Genomic DNA, 16,049 nt, shown 5'->3' on the forward strand with positions numbered 1-16,049 from the left:
TTGACGCGGTCTTGCCCGACGCGGTTACCGCGGTCTTTCCCAAATATGGTCTTCCAACTTCCTGTTCGCGTAGCGCCGTTTCCTGCCAAAGGCCTGCGCCGCGGCGCGCGCGATCCAGCCGATCTTCGCGAGGGCGCCGATCTTCACCCGATGGTCCCAGGCATGGTCGCCGATCGCCGCGACTTTCCGCGCGATGTCGCCATAGATCCCTGCCGCAGCCAGCACCGCCCACGCCGAGCGGAACGAGAGCGCCGGCGTGCCGGCACGGGCGCGCGCCTCATATCCGGCGGCGCATTTTGCCAGCCGGCGCGCGAGCACGGTGAGCCGCGGGCGGAACGGCGGTTTCATGTGCTGGCCGGGGGGGATATCCATTTCGACCAGCCATTGCTCGGGCAGATAGCACCGCCCGATCCGGTCGTCGGCCTCGACGTCGCGGGCGATGTTGGCGAGCTGGAACGCCATGCCGAGGTCGCAGGCGCGATCGAGCACCGCGTCGTCGTCCGGGCGCACGCCCATCACCACCGCCATCATGCAGCCCACCGCGCCGGCGACGTGATAGCAATAGCGCAGCATGTCGGCCTCGCTGCGCGGCCGCCAGCCCGCCGCATCGAGCGCGAACCCTTCGACCACGTCCCAGACGAAGCGATGCGGCATCGCGGTTTCCGCGACGACGATGCGCAACGCATCGAAGGCGGCATCGCCGACCCAATGCCCTTCCAGCGCGGTCGCGGTGCGCCGGCGGATCACCGCCAGCTGCGCCTCGGCCTCGGCATCAGAGAGCGGATGCCGCGTCTCGCCATGATCCTGCCCGTCGGCGAGATCGTCGCAGGCGCGGCACCACGCATAGAGGAGCCATGCCCGCTCGCGGGTTTTGCGATCGAACAGCCGGCTCGCCAGCGCGAAGCTCTTCGAGCCGCGGCCGATCGACTCGCCCGCGGTCGCGACGATCGCGTCGCGACCCGGAGTCACAATTCGTCGCGGGTCATGCGGATGATCGGTACGGTCGGCTCGAAGCGCCGCATCTTGTCGAGCAGCCGATCGAGATCGTCGTCGGCGAGCAGGATGTTCTGGTGCTGCGGCCGCAGGAAGCCGACCTCGCTCATCTTGCCGACGAATTCGAGCAGCCCGTCATAGAAGCCGGCGACGTTGAGCAGGCCGACCGGCTTGGCATGATAACCGAGCTGCGCCCAGCTCATCGCCTCCCAAAGCTCGTCCATCGTGCCGGTGCCGCCGGGGATGGTGAGGAAGCCGTCCGAAAGCTCGGTGAAGCGCGCCTTGCGCTCGTGCATGGTCTCGACGACGTGGAGTTCGGTGAGCCCGCGATGCGCGACTTCGGCATTGACCAAAGCCTGCGGGATCACGCCGATGACCTCGCCGCCCGCTTCGAGCGCCGAATCGGCGACTGCGCCCATCAGCCCCAATTTGCCGCCGCCATAGACCAGGCCGATACCTTGCCCGGCGAGGCTGCGCCCGATCGCGCGGGCGGATTCGATATAGACCGGATCGGCCGGCGTCGCTGAACCGCAATAGACCGCGACGCGCTTCATCGGGCGTCCCCCAGCATCAATGCGGCGGTCGCCTTGGCGCTGCCGACCACGCCGGGGATGCCGGCGCCGGGATGCGTGCCCGCGCCGACGAAATAGAGATTCGAGATCGCTTCGTCGCGATTATGAACGCGGAACCACGCACTCTGGGTGAGGATCGGCTCGAGGCTGAAGGCGGAGCCGAGATGCGCGCGCAGGTCGGTGGCGAAATCGGGCGGCGCATAAGAGAATTTGGTCACGATACGGTCCTTGAGGTCGGGAATCAGCCGGCGGGCGACTTCGGCGAGGATGCGCGCTTCGAGCACCGGGCCGACTTCGCTCCAGTCGGCGGGGAACTTGCCCAGATGCGGCACCGGCGCAAGCGCATAGAAGGTCGAATGACCGTCCGGCGCCATTGCCGGGTCGGTCGCGGTCGGGTGGTGGAGATAGAGCGAGAAATCCTCGCTCAGCACGCCGTGATCATAGATGTCGGCGAGCAGCCCCTGGTAACGCGGCCCGAACAGGATCGAATGGTGCGGGATCTCGGGGAAGGTACCGCGCACGCCGAAATGGACGAGGAAGAGCGAGGGCGAGAAGCGCTTTTGCTCGAGCTTCGAAGCCGCGCGCTGGGCGCTGCGCGAACCCTTCAGCAAATCGCGATAGCTGTGGACCACGTCGGCGTTGCTGGCGACCGCATCGACCTGCAGCTCGAACCCGCTTTCGGTGCGAACCCCCGTCGCTCGATCGCCGAGCGTGTCGATCGCTGCGACCGGATCGCCGAGCCGAACGACGCCGCCCAACCGCTCGAAATGGCGGACCATGCCGGCGACCAATTTGTTGGTGCCGCCCTCGGCGAACCAAACACCGCCATCGCGTTCGAGCTTGTGGATCAGCGCGTAGATTGCGCTCGTCGTGGTCGGATTGCCGCCGACCAAAAGGGTGTGGAAGCTCAGCGCCTGGCGCAATTTCTCGTTCTTCACGAAGCGCGACACCATCGAATAGACCGAACGCCACGCCTGATATTTCATCAGCGCCGGCGCCGCGCGGACCATCGAACCGAAGTCGAGGAACGCGACATGGCCGAGCTTCAGATAGCCCTCGCGATAGACGCCTTCGGAATATTTGAGGAAGCGGCGATATCCGGCGACGTCCTCGGGATTGAGCCGGGCGATCTCGGCGCCGAGCTGGGCATCGTCATTGCCGTAATCGAACGCCGTGCCGTCGGGCCAGGACAGCCGATAGAAGGGCGCGACCGGCACCAGTTTGACGTCTTCGGCGATGTCGTGACCCGAAATCCGCCACAGCTCCTGCAGCGCTTCGGGCGCTGTGATCACGGTGGGGCCGGCATCGAAGACAAAGCCGTCGCGCTCCCAGAAATAAGCGCGTCCGCCCGGCTTGTCGCGCGCTTCCACGATGGTGGTGTCCACCCCCGCCGATTGCAGCCGGATCGCGAGCGCCAGCCCGCCAATCCCCGCACCGATCACTGCCGCTCTCTTCATTGGACCCCCGTTATCGCGCGTACCGCCCGGCCGATCGGCACCGGCGGCTTGCCCGTCATCACCCGGATCTTGTCGCCCAGGTTCGAATTGGCCGCATAGAAGCGGCGGATGAGCCCCTCGTCCAGCCGATAGAAGCGCGCGAGGACGCGATAGCGTTCCTCGGGTTCGGCGGCTTTGAACAGCATTGCCGCGAGCAGCCGGTAAAAGCGTCGGCTGCGCCACATGTGCGCGGCGTATCGATGGAGCAGATCGTGCAGGGCCTCGCCCTCGAAAATATCCGCTTGGGCGACGTGCGATGCGGTGCGCACCGCATCGGGAAGCGAATAGCTGGTGAGCGGATGGAAGAGGCCCGCACGCATCCCGGCTTTGGCGACGCCAGGTCCACCCGAGTGCCAATAGGCCTGGAAATCGCCGCCGATCGCCACCGGCAGCACGCCGCTCTCTTCGCGCGCGATCGACGCCACCGGCCAGCCGCGCGCGGCGGCATATGCGTCGATCCGGTTGCCTAGCGTACCCGCATCCACTGCGGGATCGTCGCTGTAATAGGTGTCCTCGATGAAGATCCGGTCGGGCGCGAAGGGGAGGCAATAGACGAAGCGATAGCCGTCTTTTTGCGCGACCGTCGCATCCATCACCATCGGGCGTTCGAGATCGTGCGGCGCGGAGAGAGCCAGCTCGCGGCCGAGGAACTTCTGCCAGCCGAGCTCCAGCGTCGCGAGATCGCCCGTTCCGCGGCAGTCGATCACGCCCTTCGCCTCGACGCGGTCGCCATCGGCGAGCAGCACCTGCGTGGCGCTCACTTCGATCGCCTTGCGTTCGAGCATCACTGCCCGCGCGGGCAAAGCGTCGCGCGTCGCGCGCTCGAACTGGCGCGATTCGACCGAATAATAAGGCGACTTCAACGTGCGGGCGTGATCCGGAAACGCCACGTCGTAGCGTGTCCAGCCATGGCTGATCAGTGGGGAGATCAGCCAGCGATCGACGGGCGCCACGTCGCTCGCGAAGAACGACCAGAGATGGTTGCCGCCGAGATGCGTGCCACCTTCGATCAGGCGGATCTCCGCCGCGGGGTGCCGCTGATGCACTGCGCGCGCGATCAATCCCCCGGCAAGACCGCCGCCGACGATGGCGAGATCGCAGCTGATCGTGGCCGACATCGCTTCGGCCTAGCCCAGCGCGGGCGAGCGTTCCAACAAAAACCCTCCCCGGCGCGCGGCCGGGGAGGGCAGGCGTGGCGGGAGCGGAGCGATGCGGCTCGCCCCCGAGAGCTGGTGTCAGGCGGCTTTGAGCAACGGCCATTCCTCGGCCATCGCCCGTGCGACCGACGGCCGCTTGCGCAACCGGGTGCGATAGTCGAGCAGCACCGGCCAGTCGGCGATCGCCACGCCCGAATGCTCGCACCAGTTGAGCACGCTCACCAGATAGGCGTCGGCGACGGTGAACCGGTCTTCGAGAAATTCGCCGCCCGCGAGCTGGCGGGAAAGAACGTCGAAAGGCCTGGCGACGCGCGCCAGTGCCGCGGCGCGCTCCTCCGGGCCGGCGGACTTGCCGAGCAACGGCGTGAACACCGCCTTGTGCAGCTCGGTGCTGATGAAGTTGAGCCAGGCGAGCATCCGGTAATGCGCGTCGGAAAAGCCGGTGAAGCTCAACGCGCCTTCGGGGGCGAGCTCGGCGATATAGGTGAGCACCGCCGGGCCTTCGGTGAGCACGAAGCCGCCACGGGTCTCGATCGTGGGGACCGTGCCCATCGGGTTCAGCTGGCTGAAATGCCGGCCGTCGGGCAACCGACCGTCCGCCGGAACGGCGACGAATTCGGCATCGAGCTCGGCTTCCTCGAGTGCGATTCGCGCTGCGAGCGAGCAGGCGAAGGGGCGAAAATAGAGCTTCATGACGGACCTCCCTTGATTTCTGTACGATCTCGCATAGAAATGTCCGGGTCAAGAGATTATTTGCGAGTTCGCATAAAATGTCAGGAAAAGTGCGGGGACGCCCGCGCAGCTTCGATCCGGGCGAGGCGCTCCAGCGCGCCGCCGAGCGGTTTCGGACATATGGATTTGCAGGGACGTCGCTCGACGAGCTTTCCGAAGCGACGGGGCTGAAGCGGCCCAGCCTCGCCGCCGCGTTCGGCGACAAGCGCGCCTTGTACATCGCGGCGATCGAGAAGCTGATGGCGCGGGTCGAACGCCAGCTGATCCGGCTCGGCGAAGCGAAGCTGCCGCTGGGCGAACTGGTCGAGCGCATCCTGATCGGCGGGATCAACCTGTACCTGACCGGCAGCGAAGGCCCCGAGGGATGTCTGATCATCAATACCGCGGCGACGCAGGCCGCGTCGGACCCCGAGGTTCGCGAGAAGGTCGGCGCGTTCCTCGCGGTCGAGGATAAGCGAATCGCCGAATTGCTCGCCGCAGCGGGCAGCCCTGCGCCCGAAGCCCAGGGACGGCTGGTCGCCTCGGTGCTCCATTCGCTCAGCGTTCGCGCCCGCGCAGGCGCGCCGCGCGAGGAGCTCGAGCAGGTGGCACGCGACTGCATCGATCTGATCGCGGGAGACGGGAACTGAGCGCGCTGCGGGTGCCGCGGAGCGCGGCGATCGCAGCGTTGCTGATCGGGCTCGCAGTGGTGGGCGTGCTGTTCGCGATGGAACGGCCGCCGATCTGCACGTGCGGGACGATCAAGCTGTGGCATGGCGTGGTCAATTCGAGCGAGAACAGCCAGCATCTCGCCGACTGGTACAGCTTCAGCCACGTGATCCACGGCTTCCTGTTCTACGCCGCCGCGCATTTCGCGCTGCGTGGGCGCGCGCGGAACTGGGCGCTGCCGCTTGCGGTTGCGGTCGAGGGGTTCTGGGAATTGCTCGAGAATTCGCCGACCATCATCAACCGCTATCGCGAGGCGACGATCGCGCTCGGCTATTCGGGCGACAGCATCGTCAATTCCATGGCCGATATGGGCTGGATGGCGTTCGGCTTCCTGCTCGCGTCGCGGCTGCCGGCATGGGCGACGATCGCGCTGGCGGTCGGGTTCGAGCTGATGACGCTCGCGTTGATCCGCGACAATCTGACGCTCAACATACTGATGCTGGTCTGGCCGGTCGACGCGATCAAGGTCTGGCAAGGCGGGTGATGCCGGGTGTAGGCGGGAGCCATGGCTCTCGCCGTCTTTCTCTCCGCATGCGCGATGACGCTGATCGTCGGGCTGCGCTATCTCGCCGCGTCGGGCGGGTTCGCGCTCGCCACAAGGCTGCGGCATCCCGGCCTCTATGCCGGCCGCGACCGGCAGATGCGCCGCGAGATCGGCTGGAGCCTCGCCTCGGCGGCGATCTACGGCTTTCCCGCCGGCGTGGTCGCGTGGGGCTGGCAGAATCGCGGATGGACCCGGATCTACACCGACGCCGCCGCGTGGCCGCTCTGGTATCTGCCGGTGTCGGTTTTGCTCTATCTGCTCGCGCACGACGCGTGGTTCTATTGGACGCATCGCTGGATGCACCGGCCGCGCTGGTTCCGCATCGCGCATGCGGTGCACCATGCCAGCCGCCCGCCCACCGCCTGGGCGGCGATGAGCTTCCATCCGGTCGAGGCGCTCACCGGGGCCATCGTCATCCCCCTGCTCGTCTTCCTGATCCCGATCCATGTCGCCGCTCTGGGGCTGGTGCTGACCATCATGACCGTGATGGGAGTGACCAATCACATGGGCTGGGAAATCTTCCCGCGCTTCGTGCATAGCGGCCCGCTCGGGCGCTGGCTGATCACCGCGCGCCATCATCAGCGCCACCACCAACTCTACGGATGCAATTATGGCCTCTATTTTCGCTTCTGGGACCGGCTGTGCGGCACCGACAAAGGGCTCGGCGATTTCGCGCATGACCGCGGCGGCGCTGTGCCTCGCGCTGCTGCCCGGAGCGACGCCGCTCGCCAGCCTTGACGTCGAGATCACCGGGCTGCGTTCGGCCAGAGGATTGATCCAGCTCTGCCTGACTGCCGATGCCGCTGCCTTTCCCGATTGCAAGCGCGCCGGCGGCATCAGGCGCACGCTGTCCGCCGCCGCGCCGCGGATTCGCTTCGAAGGCCTTCCGCCGGGCGATTATGCCGTGGCGGTGATCCACGACGCCAATGCCAATGCGAAGCTCGACACCATGCTGGGCATCCCGCGCGAGGGCTTCGGCTTCTCGCGCGATCCGGCGATCCGCTTCGGCCCGCCACGCTTCGCCGCGGCGCAGTTCACCGTGGCGGCGGGCGGCGGCAGCCAGCAGGTGCGGATGCGCTATCTGCTCTGATCGCCGGCTGGACCGGTGCGGTCGGGCCCGTGCGGCCGCCGGGTGGGCACAGCGATCAGCCGCTCTTTGCAGTGAACTCGACCAGATCCCAGCGATTGCCGTAGAGATCCTCGAACACCGCGACCTTGCCATAGGGCATGACCGCGGGTGGGCGGATGAAGGCGATTCCGGCCGCGGTCCAGGCGGCGAAGTCGCGGTCGAAATCCTCGGTGGCGAGGAACAGGAAGACGCGCCCGCCGGCCTGATCGCCGATAAAGCGCGCCTGTTCGGGCGTGGCGGCGCGGGCGAGCAGGATCGTGGTGGCGCGGTCGGGCGCGCCGGGCGGACGGATGGTGACCCAGCGCTTGCCCTGTTCGGGAACGGCAATGTCCTCGACCAGGGTGAAGCCGAGCTTGCCGATGTAGAATGCGAGCGCCTCGTCATAATCGCGGACGATCAGGGCGATATGGGCGAGATGCGGCATGCGCGGCCTGGTCCTAGTCGATGATGTGATTGCGGCCCTCGGCGGTCAGCCGCGCAAGGCCGTCCTTCATCGCCTGAAGCTGCTCGGGCGAATGCGCCTGCCATGTCTCGACTTCGCCGATCACGCGAAGCGGCGCGCGCGAGCGATAGGATTGGGTGGGATTGCCGGGAAACTTCTGATCGGTGAGATTGGGATCGTCTTCGAAGGCGCCGGTCGGCTCGACGACATAAATCCGCTCGCGGCCTTCGCCCCGCGCGAGCTCGCAACCCCAGATCGCCGATTCGAGGCTCGCGGAGAAATAGATCCACGACAATTTCTCTGCGCGAAAATTGGAAGCGAAGCCGGGCGCGAGCATATCGCCTAGCTGCAGGTCGGCGCGCGTTCCGTGATAGAAAGGCGGGGTGGCGTCGGCGGCGTAGGTCATCGGTTTGGGCCTCTGGCAAGCGTTTCAGGGAAGTTTGGCGCGAATGGCGTGCGGCAGCAAATGTCGTTCGAAGTTGTCGCAATTGACAGCCCAACGCTGTTTGACCCAGCCGCGCGGAGAGGCAGGCGGGGAATGGCGGCGGCGAAGCGACGGGGACGCACCGCCAAAGCGACACCAGCGCGGCGCGACCGCGACAGGCAGGCGACGCCGACGCGACGCGATCGCGACGGACAGGCGGCGCCGATGCGTCACTGGCGCGGCGCGGATGCGGCGGGCTGGCGCGGGGCGTCGGCCATGAACGGATCGGCCATGCGGCGCGCGTAATGGGCGCGCGCCTGATCCCAGATGCGGTCGAAGGCAGTGCCGGCGAGGCGCTGGCGCAGCCGGTGCGCGCTCGATCGCGACATCCCCGCGGCGCGCGCGGCATGCGCGACGCTGCCGGTCTCGAGCAACGCGGCGAGGAAGATGCGCTGGCGTGCAGGGTTCCACTGCGCGCGGGGTTGGACGGACGCCGGCGGCGCGGCGTGGCGCGCGGGCGGCGGATTGCGAGTCGGCCGGTTTTCCATCGAACAGGATGGAGCAGATCAAATCCTATTTTGAAAGGAGCGCGGCATCAGGGGCCGAACACGGCGCGCGTGGCTTGCTCGCGACCGCGCTTCTGTTCGCAGAGACGGGCAAATACCGGACTCAGGGACCGAAGCTTGACGCGGGAATAATCTATGTCGGCCAGATCGGCGCCCCGATAGCTGGCGCTGAATGCAATCGTTTCGTCGTTGAAGGTACCGCTGACCTGCCGCTTGACCTCGACCTGGTATCCATCGCCTGCCCGGCGGCAACTCTGATAGAGATTGAGCGGGTTTTTGATGTAGCTCACGCACGATCGGATGTTGCTGTCGATCAACTCGGTCATCTGCAACCAGACGGTCGCTTGATGCTCCGTACATGGCTCGACCGCGATGGCCGAGATTTCCGTCGGCGACGGCGTTGGGCTCGGCGTCGGGGGCGATATCGAGGTGGGGCTGGGAGTTGCCGGTATCGCGGATGGAGCGGAGCGTTCCGGGGACGTGTTGCCGCTCAAGTAAATGCCGAGCGGCAGGAGGAGGATCGTCACTGCGATGCCGATAACCGCCCACCAGTTCGCGTGCATTCCCTCCACTTGCGCACGCACGCGCGCGATCGCCTTGCGAAGCCACCCCCCGACTTTCATGCCTTCATGATCCGGGGAGCGGGGCGTGCTTGTCAAGCGCAGCACGGCGCGCCGGCGGGAGAGGCGGGATCGACTGCGCCGCTATCCGACGAGATGGGCGTGAATCACATCCCGTCCTGTGAAGGCTGCCCGATACCCGGTCTGCGATCGGCGTGGAGCAGCCAGCCGAGCACGAGCGCGACGAGCAGCAAGGCGGGGACGTCGCCGGCGAGATGGCCGAGATGCATGGGCGCGTGCAGCGACTGGACCGCCATGATCGCGGCATGGACGAGGCTCGACCAGATCGCGAACAGGATCAGCGACCGGTGCGCCTGCGGATCGGCGGCAGCGCGGATCAGGAAGATGCCGAGCGTGGCATAGATGCCGACGATCATCATGAAATAGTTCGAGGCGGCGGGCGGGCCGTGATGCCACGCCCAGCCCGAGGGCCAGAGTATCGCGAGGGGATAGACGAGGAGGCAGACGGTGCCAAACAGGAGGAGGGCGGCCTGCAGGAGCTTGTGCGGGTTCATGGCAGTTCCCCTCGGTGGGCAACGGGAAGTATAGCCTGGCGGTTGTGCGGGTAAATCGGGAGGCGGGTTAGCGCGCTCGGCCGATCAGCTCACTCCCGCTCGAAATCCATCACCCAGTTGGTCTCCCACGTCTGCCCGCCATCGGTGGACAGCGCCTGTTCCCAGCGCGGCGTTTCGGTGTCGGTTCCCAGCCACAGGAAGCGCAAGCGGACGAGGCGGCCTTCGTGAAGATCTTCGGCATAGAAGGTGCCGACGCCGTTCTCGAAGCGGCCGATGACGGGCACCTCGAGGCTGTGCGGGGCGCGGTTGTCGAGCCACCAGATCGCCCAGGTGGCGCTCGCCGGATCGTACGAGCGCAGCGCCACCGCACGATAGTCGCTGGCGGGGAGATGGAGGAGATTGTCCTCAAGATTGCCGTTGCCGCCGAGGATCGGGCGCTGTTCGCAGGTGCCGTCGAACTCCTCCCAGTCGTGGCAATCGGCGAGGCGGGCCTTGAGGCGGCGGTGCTTCACGCGCCAGCGGCCCTGCTGGAAGTCGAAATCGGAGCAATGTTGCGGCTGGTGCATGCGTCTTCTCCCCACAGGGAGGCTAGCATAGCAGTACCGGTACAAATAGAACATATGCGGAACTGGCGCGCTGCTGTTTGCATCCGCCGGCGCGGTCAGGCGGTAATCGCTCCCGGTGCGTCGGGATCGGGCAGCGGCTCGAGCGGTGCGCAGAAGCCGCAATCCCACACCTCGATTACGCGCTCGTAGCGTTTGCCGCCCTGGCTGTGCGACGCCTTCACCAGCAGGCGGGTGGGGATGATGCTATCGCCCTTGTAATCGGCGGTGATCTCGAGCTGATCGAGCAGGTCGCGTTCGCGATAGGCGGCCAGCATCCGGGTGAGCAGCGCGTGCGACATGGCGGCCTCGGGCGTGACATAGCCGGTGTTGATCCGGATTTTCTGGCCGCCCAGCTCGACCGGGAAGAAGTGGATCTTCACCAGAAGGCGCTTGCGGACCAGCTTCGCGGCCTCCTTGCGCGAGGTGACCGCGGAAAAATCGGGCGCGAGCGGCGGGGCGGGAACCACCATTGTCTGCGCAGGCGCGGCGGTCGCGCCCGGAAACGGGCAGATCAGCGCCAATGCGAAGGGCAGCGTAACCCCGCATTCGAGCCGGCGCGCAGTCGTGCTTCTGTTCTCCACGGATGCCCCCACCTCCTGATGCGAACGCGGCCAAAATAGCGGCGCCGGCATCCGGGATGGGGGGAATTCTATCCGTTTCGGAGAAGACTCACCGAAGGGCGTCAGTCGTGCTCGCGGCCGCCGGCGCCCATATAGAGCTCGCTGCCGGTTTCGCGGAACATCTTGCTCATTTCGGCCATGCCGGCTTCGGCGTCTTCCGCGATGAGATCGACCCCTCCCCCGACCCCTCCCGCAAGCGGAAGGGGAGCGTTTGTGGCGGCCGCGAGGAATTGGTCGCTCGGCTGATTCTGCTTCGCGGCGAAGTCGCGGACTTCTTGCGTGATTTTCATCGAGCAGAATTTGGGGCCGCACATCGAGCAGAAATGCGCGGTCTTGGCGCCTTCGGCGGGCAGGGTCTGATCGTGATATTGCTCGGCGGTGTCGGGGTCGAGCGACAGGTTGAACTGGTCGCGCCAACGGAATTCGAAACGAGCGCGGCTGAGCGCGTCGTCGCGGACCTTGGCGGCGGGATGGCCCTTGGCGAGATCGGCGGCGTGGGCGGCGAGCTTGTAGGTCACCACGCCGACCTTGACGTCGTCGCGGTCGGGGAGGCCGAGATGCTCCTTGGGGGTGACGTAACAGAGCATCGCGGTGCCGTACCAGCCGATCATCGCGGCGCCGATGCCGCTGGTGATATGGTCATAGCCCGGCGCGATGTCGGTGGTGAGCGGCCCGAGCGTGTAGAAGGGCGCCTCGCCGCACGCCTCGAGCTGCTTGTCCATGTTCTGCTTGATCTTGTGCATCGGGACATGGCCCGGGCCCTCGATCATCACCTGGACGTCCTGCGCCCAGGCGCGTTTGGTCAGCTCACCCAAGGTGTAGAGCTCGGCGAACTGGGCTTCGTCATTGGCGTCGGCGATCGAGCCGGGGCGGAGGCCGTCGCCGAGGCTGTAGGCGATGTCGTACGCCTTCATGATCTCGGTGATCTCGTCGAAACGCTCGTAGAGGAAGCTCTCCTTGTGGTGGCTGAGGCACCATTTCGCCATGATCGATCCGCCGCGGCTGACGATGCCGGTGACGCGCTTCGCGGTCATCGGGATATAGGGCAGGCGGACGCCGGCATGGATGGTGAAATAGTCGACGCCCTGCTCGGCCTGCTCGATCAGCGTGTCGCGGAAGATCTCCCACGTCAGTTCCTCAGCGATCCCGCCGACCTTTTCGAGCGCCTGATAGATCGGCACGGTGCCGATCGGCACGGGCGAATTGCGGATGATCCACTCGCGGGTGTCGTGGATGTTGCGCCCGGTCGACAGGTCCATCACCGTGTCGGCGCCCCAGCGGATCGACCAGACCATCTTGTCGACTTCGGAGGCGACGTTCGAGGCGACGGCCGAATTGCCGATATTGGCGTTGATCTTGACGAGGAAATTGCGGCCGATCGCCATCGGTTCGGATTCGGGATGGTTGATGTTGTTGGGGATGATCGCGCGGCCGCGGGCGACTTCGTCGCGGACGAATTCGGGAGTGACGTAATCGGGGATCGAGGCGCCGAAATCCTCGCCGTCGCGGATATATTCGGCGAGGCGGGCGCGGCCGAGATTCTCGCGCTCGGCGACATATTCCATCTCGCGGGTGATGATGCCCTGCCGCGCATAATGCATCTGGCTGACGTTCGCGCCCGGCTTCGCGCGCAACACCTGTTTCCGCACATTGGGGAAGGGCTGGACGCCGCCGCTGCGATCGGGGCCGAGCTGGCCGTTATCCTCGGGGCGGACCTCGCGCTGGGCGACCGCCTCGACGTCGCCGCGGGCGCGGATCCAGTCCCCGCGAAGCTCGGGCAGGCCGGCCATGATGTCGATGCGGGCATTGGCGTCGGTGTAGGGGCCCGACGTGTCGTAGACGCGGATCGACGGTTCGCCCGAGGAAGGCTCGAGATCGATCTCGCGCATCGCGACCTTCAAGGGGCCGACATGGACTTTGCGCGAGCCGCGGATCGGGCCGGTGGTGACGGCGAGTTCGGTGCGGGCGGGAATGTCGGCCATATGTCTTCTCCATCTTGGGAGAAAACGGACCTCGGGTGAGCGCCGCTCCCTCCCTACGCCGGTGTCAGCCGGATCAGGTTCAGCGGGTCGGAGGCTGCGGCCTCCCTCTCAACCGCAGCGATAGCGGTCCCCCGGGGATGCAGGGATCTTAGGCCGAAGCGGGCGAGAGGGGAAACGAAAAAGGGCGCCGGCCGCGCGGCCGGCGCCCTTTGGTGCCTTGCCGGCGGATCACATATGGTTGGCGGCCTGCTGCTCGACGCGGGCGTCGTCATCGTCGTCGGCCTTGTCGGCCATCGCTTCGCCCCTGTCCTCGACATTGTCGGCCTGGGCCTCGAGCGAATCGTGGAGCTGATCGTTGCCTGCCGCGGCGGCGGCATCGGCCTGGTTCTCGAGCGCGTCCGACTGATTCTCGGCCGCAGCTTCGATATTCTCGGCAGCACGATCATCGGCATTGCCGCCGCACGCACCGAGCGCGAGCAGGCCCGCCGCAGCGGCAGCCTTGAGCATGAACTTCATGGGATCTCCCCTTTATGGTTTCGCGGGCCGGCAGAATCCGGCCTCGCGCACCAATCGCCGAAACCGCGCAGGGTTCCGACAGGCACGGACGGGGGAGGCCGCCCGGGCGCGGATTACTTGATCTTGGCTTCCTTGAACTCGACATGCTTGCGCACGACGGGATCGTACTTGCGGAAGGAGAACTTCTCGGTCTGGGTGCGCGGATTCTTCTTCGTGACGTAGAAGAAACCCGTGTCCGCCGTGCTGACGAGCTTGATCTTGACAGTGGTCGGCTTGGCCATGACCCGAAACCCTTGAATCGTGCGAAAAGAAATAGCGGCGCGCACGGGCGCACCGCTGTCAGGCCGCGGCGGATGCGCGAGTCCCGCGCAAAAGTCAAGACGGCGCAGGCAGGGCTGGTCGTCCGAGCGAGGCGATGTCGTCTCCGCGGCAGGCGGGCGAAAGTGTCAAATAACCTTATTGGTACAAAACACTTGACATCGTTACGCTGATCAGGTACTAATACCGAACGCTGAAGAATTGCGAGTCGGGCCTTTGAGCGCTCGCCGGGCCGGAAACGACGCTGCTGCGCCGGGCCTTTTCGCGTTCGAGGAGAACTACATGGCATCCGGAACTTTGGTCGTCCGCAAGGGCGGTGGTGCGCCGCTGCGCGCGCCCAGGGCAGGCTGGACGCCGGCGAAGCGGAATCGCTTTCTGGCGCGGCTGGCGGAGACATTGAACGTCCGCGCGTCGGTCCGCTCGGTGAATCTCTCCGAAGCGGGGCTCTACAAGCTCCGGCGGCGCGACCCGGCCTTTGCCGCCGCATGGGATCAGACCATCGCCGAAGCCTATGGCAGGCTGGAGATGCTGCTGCTCGAACGGGCGCTGCTGGGTGGGGGCAGGGTGCGTGCGACGGAAGGTGCGCGCCATCTCGACACGCTCAGCGAGCGCGCTTTGCTCGCATTGGTCCACCAGCATCGGCCGAATGCGCGCGGTCTGCGTGCGGCCACCGAAAAGGTCGAGGGGAGCAGCGCACTGGAAGAGGAGCTCGGCGCGCGCGACCGGCTGGTGGCGAAGCTCGCCGAGATCGAGATGCGGCTGGCGGCCGAAGATGACGCGTGATGCCGCGAGATCCGTGCCATGGCGCTCGCGGGCGGAGCACGCCGCGCAGTCCCCCGCGCGCACGGCATGGGTGGCGCAGCTCGAAGATGCCGACGCAGTGCGGCTGGAGAAATTGTGGTGCTGGTGGCGGCGGCAGGGTCAGACGCCGCCCGACGGCGATTGGCGCATATGGCTGGTCATGGCCGGGCGCGGTTTCGGCAAGACCCGGATGGGCGCCGAATGGGTGCGCGCGGCGGCCGAGCGCAATCACCGTCTGCGCATCGCTCTGGTGGGCGCCACCGTGGAGGATGTGCGGCGGGTAATGATCGAGGGCGAGAGCGGATTGCTGGCGATCGCGGGCTGCCGGATGCGGCCGCGCTGGGAGCCGTCGATCGGCCGGTTGACCTGGCCCGGCGGGGCGCGCGCGGAAGTCTTCTCGGCGAGCGAGCCGGACAAGCTGCGCGGCCCGCAGCACCACATCGCCTGGGGCGACGAGATCGGCAAATGGTCCAATGGCGAGGAGACGTGGGACAATCTGATGATGACGTTGCGCGCGGGCAAGCCGCGGGTGGTGGCGACGACGACGCCGCGGGGCGTGCCGCTGGTACGCCGGCTGTTCGCCGACCCCATGGTGGCGAAGACGCGCGGCGCGACGCGGGACAATCGGCACAATCTGGCGGAGAGCTTCCTCGATTCGATGCGAATCTATGCGGGGACGCGGCTGGGACGGCAGGAACTCGAGGGCGAGCTGATCGAGGATGTCGCGGGAGCGCTGTGGACGCGCGAAGCGATCGAGCGCAGCCGGGTCCGCGCGGCGCCCGAGCTGGTACGCGCGGTGGTGGGGGTCGATCCGCCGGCGAGCGCCGAGGGCGACGCCTGCGGAATCGTCGCGGTCGGGCTGGGGCGCGATGGTCGCGGCTATGTGATCGAGGATGCGACGATCGCCGGCGCCTCGCCCGAGGGCTGGGCGCGCGCGGTGGCGGGGTGCGCGGCGCGGCATCATGCCGAGCGCGTCGTCGCCGAGAAGAATCAGGGCGGCGACATGGTGGCGAGCGTCTTGCGCGGCGCCGACACCGGACTGCCGGTGCGGCTGGTCCATGCGTCGCGCGGCAAGAGCGCGCGGGCCGAGCCGATCGCCTTGCTCTACGAGGCCGGGAAAGCGCGGCACGCCGGCACGTTCCCCGAGCTCGAGGATCAATTGTGCGGGCTGCAGGCAGGCGGCGGCTATGAAGGACCGGGCCGCTCGCCCGACCGCGCCGATGCGTTGGTATGGGCGATGACCGAATTGATGCTGGGCAAGCGCGGGGCGGCGCGGGTCACGGTGATGTAGCGCCCCCGCGTGCGCGAC

At 66.9% G+C, this 16,049-nt stretch carries 21 protein-coding genes and 1 riboswitch; of the genes, 6 read left to right on the forward strand and 15 right to left on the reverse strand.

Going from position 1 to position 16,049, the window contains the following annotated elements; all coding sequences use genetic code 11:
• Positions 1-24: 24 nt before the first annotated feature.
• From Q9Q95_RS13615 to Q9Q95_RS13635, 5 genes are all read right to left on the reverse strand, one after another.
• Complete coding sequence (locus Q9Q95_RS13615) at positions 25-969, reverse strand: phytoene/squalene synthase family protein (protein WP_371876763.1); 945 nt, start codon at positions 967-969, stop codon at positions 25-27.
• On the reverse strand, positions 966-1,547 hold the full coding sequence (locus tag Q9Q95_RS13620; protein WP_306097684.1) for a TIGR00730 family Rossman fold protein: 582 nt from the start codon (positions 1,545-1,547) through the stop codon (positions 966-968). Before Q9Q95_RS13620 ends, Q9Q95_RS13615 begins: the two co-directional genes overlap by 4 nt.
• Positions 1,544-3,022: a phytoene desaturase gene (locus Q9Q95_RS13625; RefSeq protein ID WP_306097685.1), complete on the reverse strand. Its 1,479-nt coding sequence runs from the start codon at positions 3,020-3,022 to the stop codon at positions 1,544-1,546. The genes Q9Q95_RS13620 and Q9Q95_RS13625 overlap by 4 nt, the downstream gene beginning before the upstream one ends.
• Positions 3,019-4,179, reverse strand: a complete 1,161-nt coding sequence (crtY, locus tag Q9Q95_RS13630) for a lycopene beta-cyclase CrtY (protein ID WP_306097686.1) — start codon at positions 4,177-4,179, stop codon at positions 3,019-3,021. Before crtY ends, Q9Q95_RS13625 begins: the two co-directional genes overlap by 4 nt.
• Positions 4,180-4,296: 117 nt before the next feature.
• A complete protein-coding gene (locus Q9Q95_RS13635; RefSeq protein WP_306097687.1) occupies positions 4,297-4,911 on the reverse strand; it encodes a glutathione binding-like protein in 615 nt (204 codons plus the stop codon).
• Positions 4,912-5,000: 89 nt separating this feature from the next.
• Here Q9Q95_RS13635 and Q9Q95_RS13640 point away from each other — a divergent pair, with 89 nt between their 5' ends.
• Genes Q9Q95_RS13640 through Q9Q95_RS13655 form a run of 4 tightly spaced genes read left to right on the forward strand, consistent with a single transcriptional unit; the run spans position 5,001 to position 7,292 of the window.
• Complete coding sequence (locus Q9Q95_RS13640; protein WP_306097688.1) at positions 5,001-5,579, forward strand: TetR/AcrR family transcriptional regulator; 579 nt, start codon at positions 5,001-5,003, stop codon at positions 5,577-5,579.
• An 11-nt stretch (positions 5,580-5,590) separates the two neighbouring features.
• Positions 5,591-6,142 (forward strand): DUF2585 domain-containing protein, encoded by a 552-nt coding sequence (locus Q9Q95_RS13645; RefSeq protein ID WP_306097689.1) that lies wholly within the window; start codon positions 5,591-5,593, stop codon positions 6,140-6,142.
• Between the two features lie 21 nt (positions 6,143-6,163).
• Entirely contained in the window at positions 6,164-6,940 is a 777-nt protein-coding gene (locus Q9Q95_RS13650) for a sterol desaturase family protein (protein ID WP_306097690.1), read from the forward strand.
• Positions 6,879-7,292, forward strand: coding sequence for a DUF2141 domain-containing protein (locus Q9Q95_RS13655; protein WP_306097691.1), 414 nt, complete (start codon positions 6,879-6,881; stop codon positions 7,290-7,292). Before Q9Q95_RS13650 ends, Q9Q95_RS13655 begins: the two co-directional genes overlap by 62 nt.
• 55 nt (positions 7,293-7,347) lie before the next feature.
• Here Q9Q95_RS13655 and Q9Q95_RS13660 read toward each other — a convergent pair whose 3' ends face one another.
• The 10 genes from Q9Q95_RS13660 to rpmG form a co-directional block, all read right to left on the reverse strand.
• Entirely contained in the window at positions 7,348-7,755 is a 408-nt protein-coding gene (locus tag Q9Q95_RS13660) for a VOC family protein (protein ID WP_306097692.1), read from the reverse strand.
• A 13-nt stretch (positions 7,756-7,768) separates the two neighbouring features.
• Positions 7,769-8,179 carry an NAD(+)--rifampin ADP-ribosyltransferase gene (gene arr, locus Q9Q95_RS13665; RefSeq protein ID WP_306097693.1) on the reverse strand — a complete coding sequence of 137 codons (411 nt, stop codon included), beginning with the start codon at positions 8,177-8,179 and terminating at the stop codon, positions 7,769-7,771.
• Between the two features lie 248 nt (positions 8,180-8,427).
• Entirely contained in the window at positions 8,428-8,745 is a 318-nt protein-coding gene (locus tag Q9Q95_RS13670) for a LysR family transcriptional regulator (RefSeq protein ID WP_306097694.1), read from the reverse strand.
• 47 nt (positions 8,746-8,792) lie between these two features.
• Positions 8,793-9,386 (reverse strand): hypothetical protein, encoded by a 594-nt coding sequence (locus Q9Q95_RS13675; RefSeq protein WP_306097695.1) that lies wholly within the window; start codon positions 9,384-9,386, stop codon positions 8,793-8,795.
• Positions 9,387-9,490: 104 nt separating this feature from the next.
• Positions 9,491-9,898 (reverse strand): DUF6632 domain-containing protein, encoded by a 408-nt coding sequence (locus tag Q9Q95_RS13680; RefSeq protein WP_306097696.1) that lies wholly within the window; start codon positions 9,896-9,898, stop codon positions 9,491-9,493.
• Positions 9,899-9,987: 89 nt separating this feature from the next.
• Positions 9,988-10,464: a DUF1579 domain-containing protein gene (locus tag Q9Q95_RS13685; protein ID WP_306097697.1), complete on the reverse strand. Its 477-nt coding sequence runs from the start codon at positions 10,462-10,464 to the stop codon at positions 9,988-9,990.
• Between the two features lie 95 nt (positions 10,465-10,559).
• Positions 10,560-11,084 carry a hypothetical protein gene (locus tag Q9Q95_RS13690; protein WP_306097698.1) on the reverse strand — a complete coding sequence of 175 codons (525 nt, stop codon included), beginning with the start codon at positions 11,082-11,084 and terminating at the stop codon, positions 10,560-10,562.
• Positions 11,085-11,185: 101 nt separating this feature from the next.
• A complete protein-coding gene (thiC, locus tag Q9Q95_RS13695; RefSeq protein ID WP_306097699.1) occupies positions 11,186-13,105 on the reverse strand; it encodes a phosphomethylpyrimidine synthase ThiC in 1,920 nt (639 codons plus the stop codon).
• Positions 13,106-13,138: 33 nt separating this feature from the next.
• Positions 13,139-13,249, reverse strand: a riboswitch (TPP riboswitch).
• Between the two features lie 84 nt (positions 13,250-13,333).
• Positions 13,334-13,621, reverse strand: a complete 288-nt coding sequence (locus Q9Q95_RS13700) for a hypothetical protein (RefSeq protein ID WP_306097700.1) — start codon at positions 13,619-13,621, stop codon at positions 13,334-13,336.
• Positions 13,622-13,734: 113 nt separating this feature from the next.
• Positions 13,735-13,902 (reverse strand): 50S ribosomal protein L33, encoded by a 168-nt coding sequence (gene rpmG, locus Q9Q95_RS13705; protein WP_025560997.1) that lies wholly within the window; start codon positions 13,900-13,902, stop codon positions 13,735-13,737.
• Positions 13,903-14,221: 319 nt separating this feature from the next.
• Between rpmG and Q9Q95_RS13710 the strand changes: the two genes are divergently transcribed.
• Both Q9Q95_RS13710 and Q9Q95_RS13715 read left to right on the forward strand, forming a co-directional pair.
• Positions 14,222-14,722, forward strand: coding sequence for a hypothetical protein (locus Q9Q95_RS13710; RefSeq protein ID WP_306097701.1), 501 nt, complete (start codon positions 14,222-14,224; stop codon positions 14,720-14,722).
• The gene (locus Q9Q95_RS13715) at positions 14,712-16,031 is read left to right on the forward strand and encodes a DNA-packaging protein (RefSeq protein WP_306097702.1); all 1,320 of its coding nucleotides are present in this window, start codon (positions 14,712-14,714) and stop codon (positions 16,029-16,031) included. Before Q9Q95_RS13710 ends, Q9Q95_RS13715 begins: the two co-directional genes overlap by 11 nt.
• Positions 16,032-16,049 lie beyond the last annotated feature (18 nt).

The sequence above is a fragment of the Sphingomonas sp. DG1-23 genome (assembly GCF_030730875.1).
In the GTDB taxonomy this organism is placed as follows: Bacteria; Pseudomonadota; Alphaproteobacteria; order Sphingomonadales; family Sphingomonadaceae; genus Sphingomonas.

Bases quoted from the DNA above. Each gene is read 5' to 3' on its own strand.
- Q9Q95_RS13620 (WP_306097684.1), bottom strand. From the start codon at position 1,547: ATGAAGCGCGTCGCGGTCTATTGCGGTTCAGCGACGCCGGCCGATCCG.
- Q9Q95_RS13625 (WP_306097685.1), bottom strand. From the start codon at position 3,022: ATGAAGAGAGCGGCAGTGATCGGTGCGGGGATTGGCGGGCTGGCGCTC.
- crtY (WP_306097686.1), bottom strand. From the start codon at position 4,179: ATGTCGGCCACGATCAGCTGCGATCTCGCCATCGTCGGCGGCGGTCTT.
- Q9Q95_RS13635 (WP_306097687.1), bottom strand. From the start codon at position 4,911: ATGAAGCTCTATTTTCGCCCCTTCGCCTGCTCGCTCGCAGCGCGAATC.
- Q9Q95_RS13650 (WP_306097690.1), top strand. From the start codon at position 6,164: ATGGCTCTCGCCGTCTTTCTCTCCGCATGCGCGATGACGCTGATCGTC.
- Q9Q95_RS13655 (WP_306097691.1), top strand. From the start codon at position 6,879: ATGACCGCGGCGGCGCTGTGCCTCGCGCTGCTGCCCGGAGCGACGCCG.
- Q9Q95_RS13660 (WP_306097692.1), bottom strand. From the start codon at position 7,755: ATGCCGCATCTCGCCCATATCGCCCTGATCGTCCGCGATTATGACGAG.
- arr (WP_306097693.1), bottom strand. From the start codon at position 8,179: ATGACCTACGCCGCCGACGCCACCCCGCCTTTCTATCACGGAACGCGC.
- Q9Q95_RS13670 (WP_306097694.1), bottom strand. From the start codon at position 8,745: ATGGAAAACCGGCCGACTCGCAATCCGCCGCCCGCGCGCCACGCCGCG.
- Q9Q95_RS13675 (WP_306097695.1), bottom strand. From the start codon at position 9,386: ATGAAAGTCGGGGGGTGGCTTCGCAAGGCGATCGCGCGCGTGCGTGCG.
- Q9Q95_RS13680 (WP_306097696.1), bottom strand. From the start codon at position 9,898: ATGAACCCGCACAAGCTCCTGCAGGCCGCCCTCCTCCTGTTTGGCACC.
- Q9Q95_RS13685 (WP_306097697.1), bottom strand. From the start codon at position 10,464: ATGCACCAGCCGCAACATTGCTCCGATTTCGACTTCCAGCAGGGCCGC.
- thiC (WP_306097699.1), bottom strand. From the start codon at position 13,105: ATGGCCGACATTCCCGCCCGCACCGAACTCGCCGTCACCACCGGCCCG.
- Q9Q95_RS13700 (WP_306097700.1), bottom strand. From the start codon at position 13,621: ATGAAGTTCATGCTCAAGGCTGCCGCTGCGGCGGGCCTGCTCGCGCTC.
- rpmG (WP_025560997.1), bottom strand. From the start codon at position 13,902: ATGGCCAAGCCGACCACTGTCAAGATCAAGCTCGTCAGCACGGCGGAC.
- Q9Q95_RS13710 (WP_306097701.1), top strand. From the start codon at position 14,222: ATGGCATCCGGAACTTTGGTCGTCCGCAAGGGCGGTGGTGCGCCGCTG.
- Q9Q95_RS13715 (WP_306097702.1), top strand. From the start codon at position 14,712: ATGACGCGTGATGCCGCGAGATCCGTGCCATGGCGCTCGCGGGCGGAG.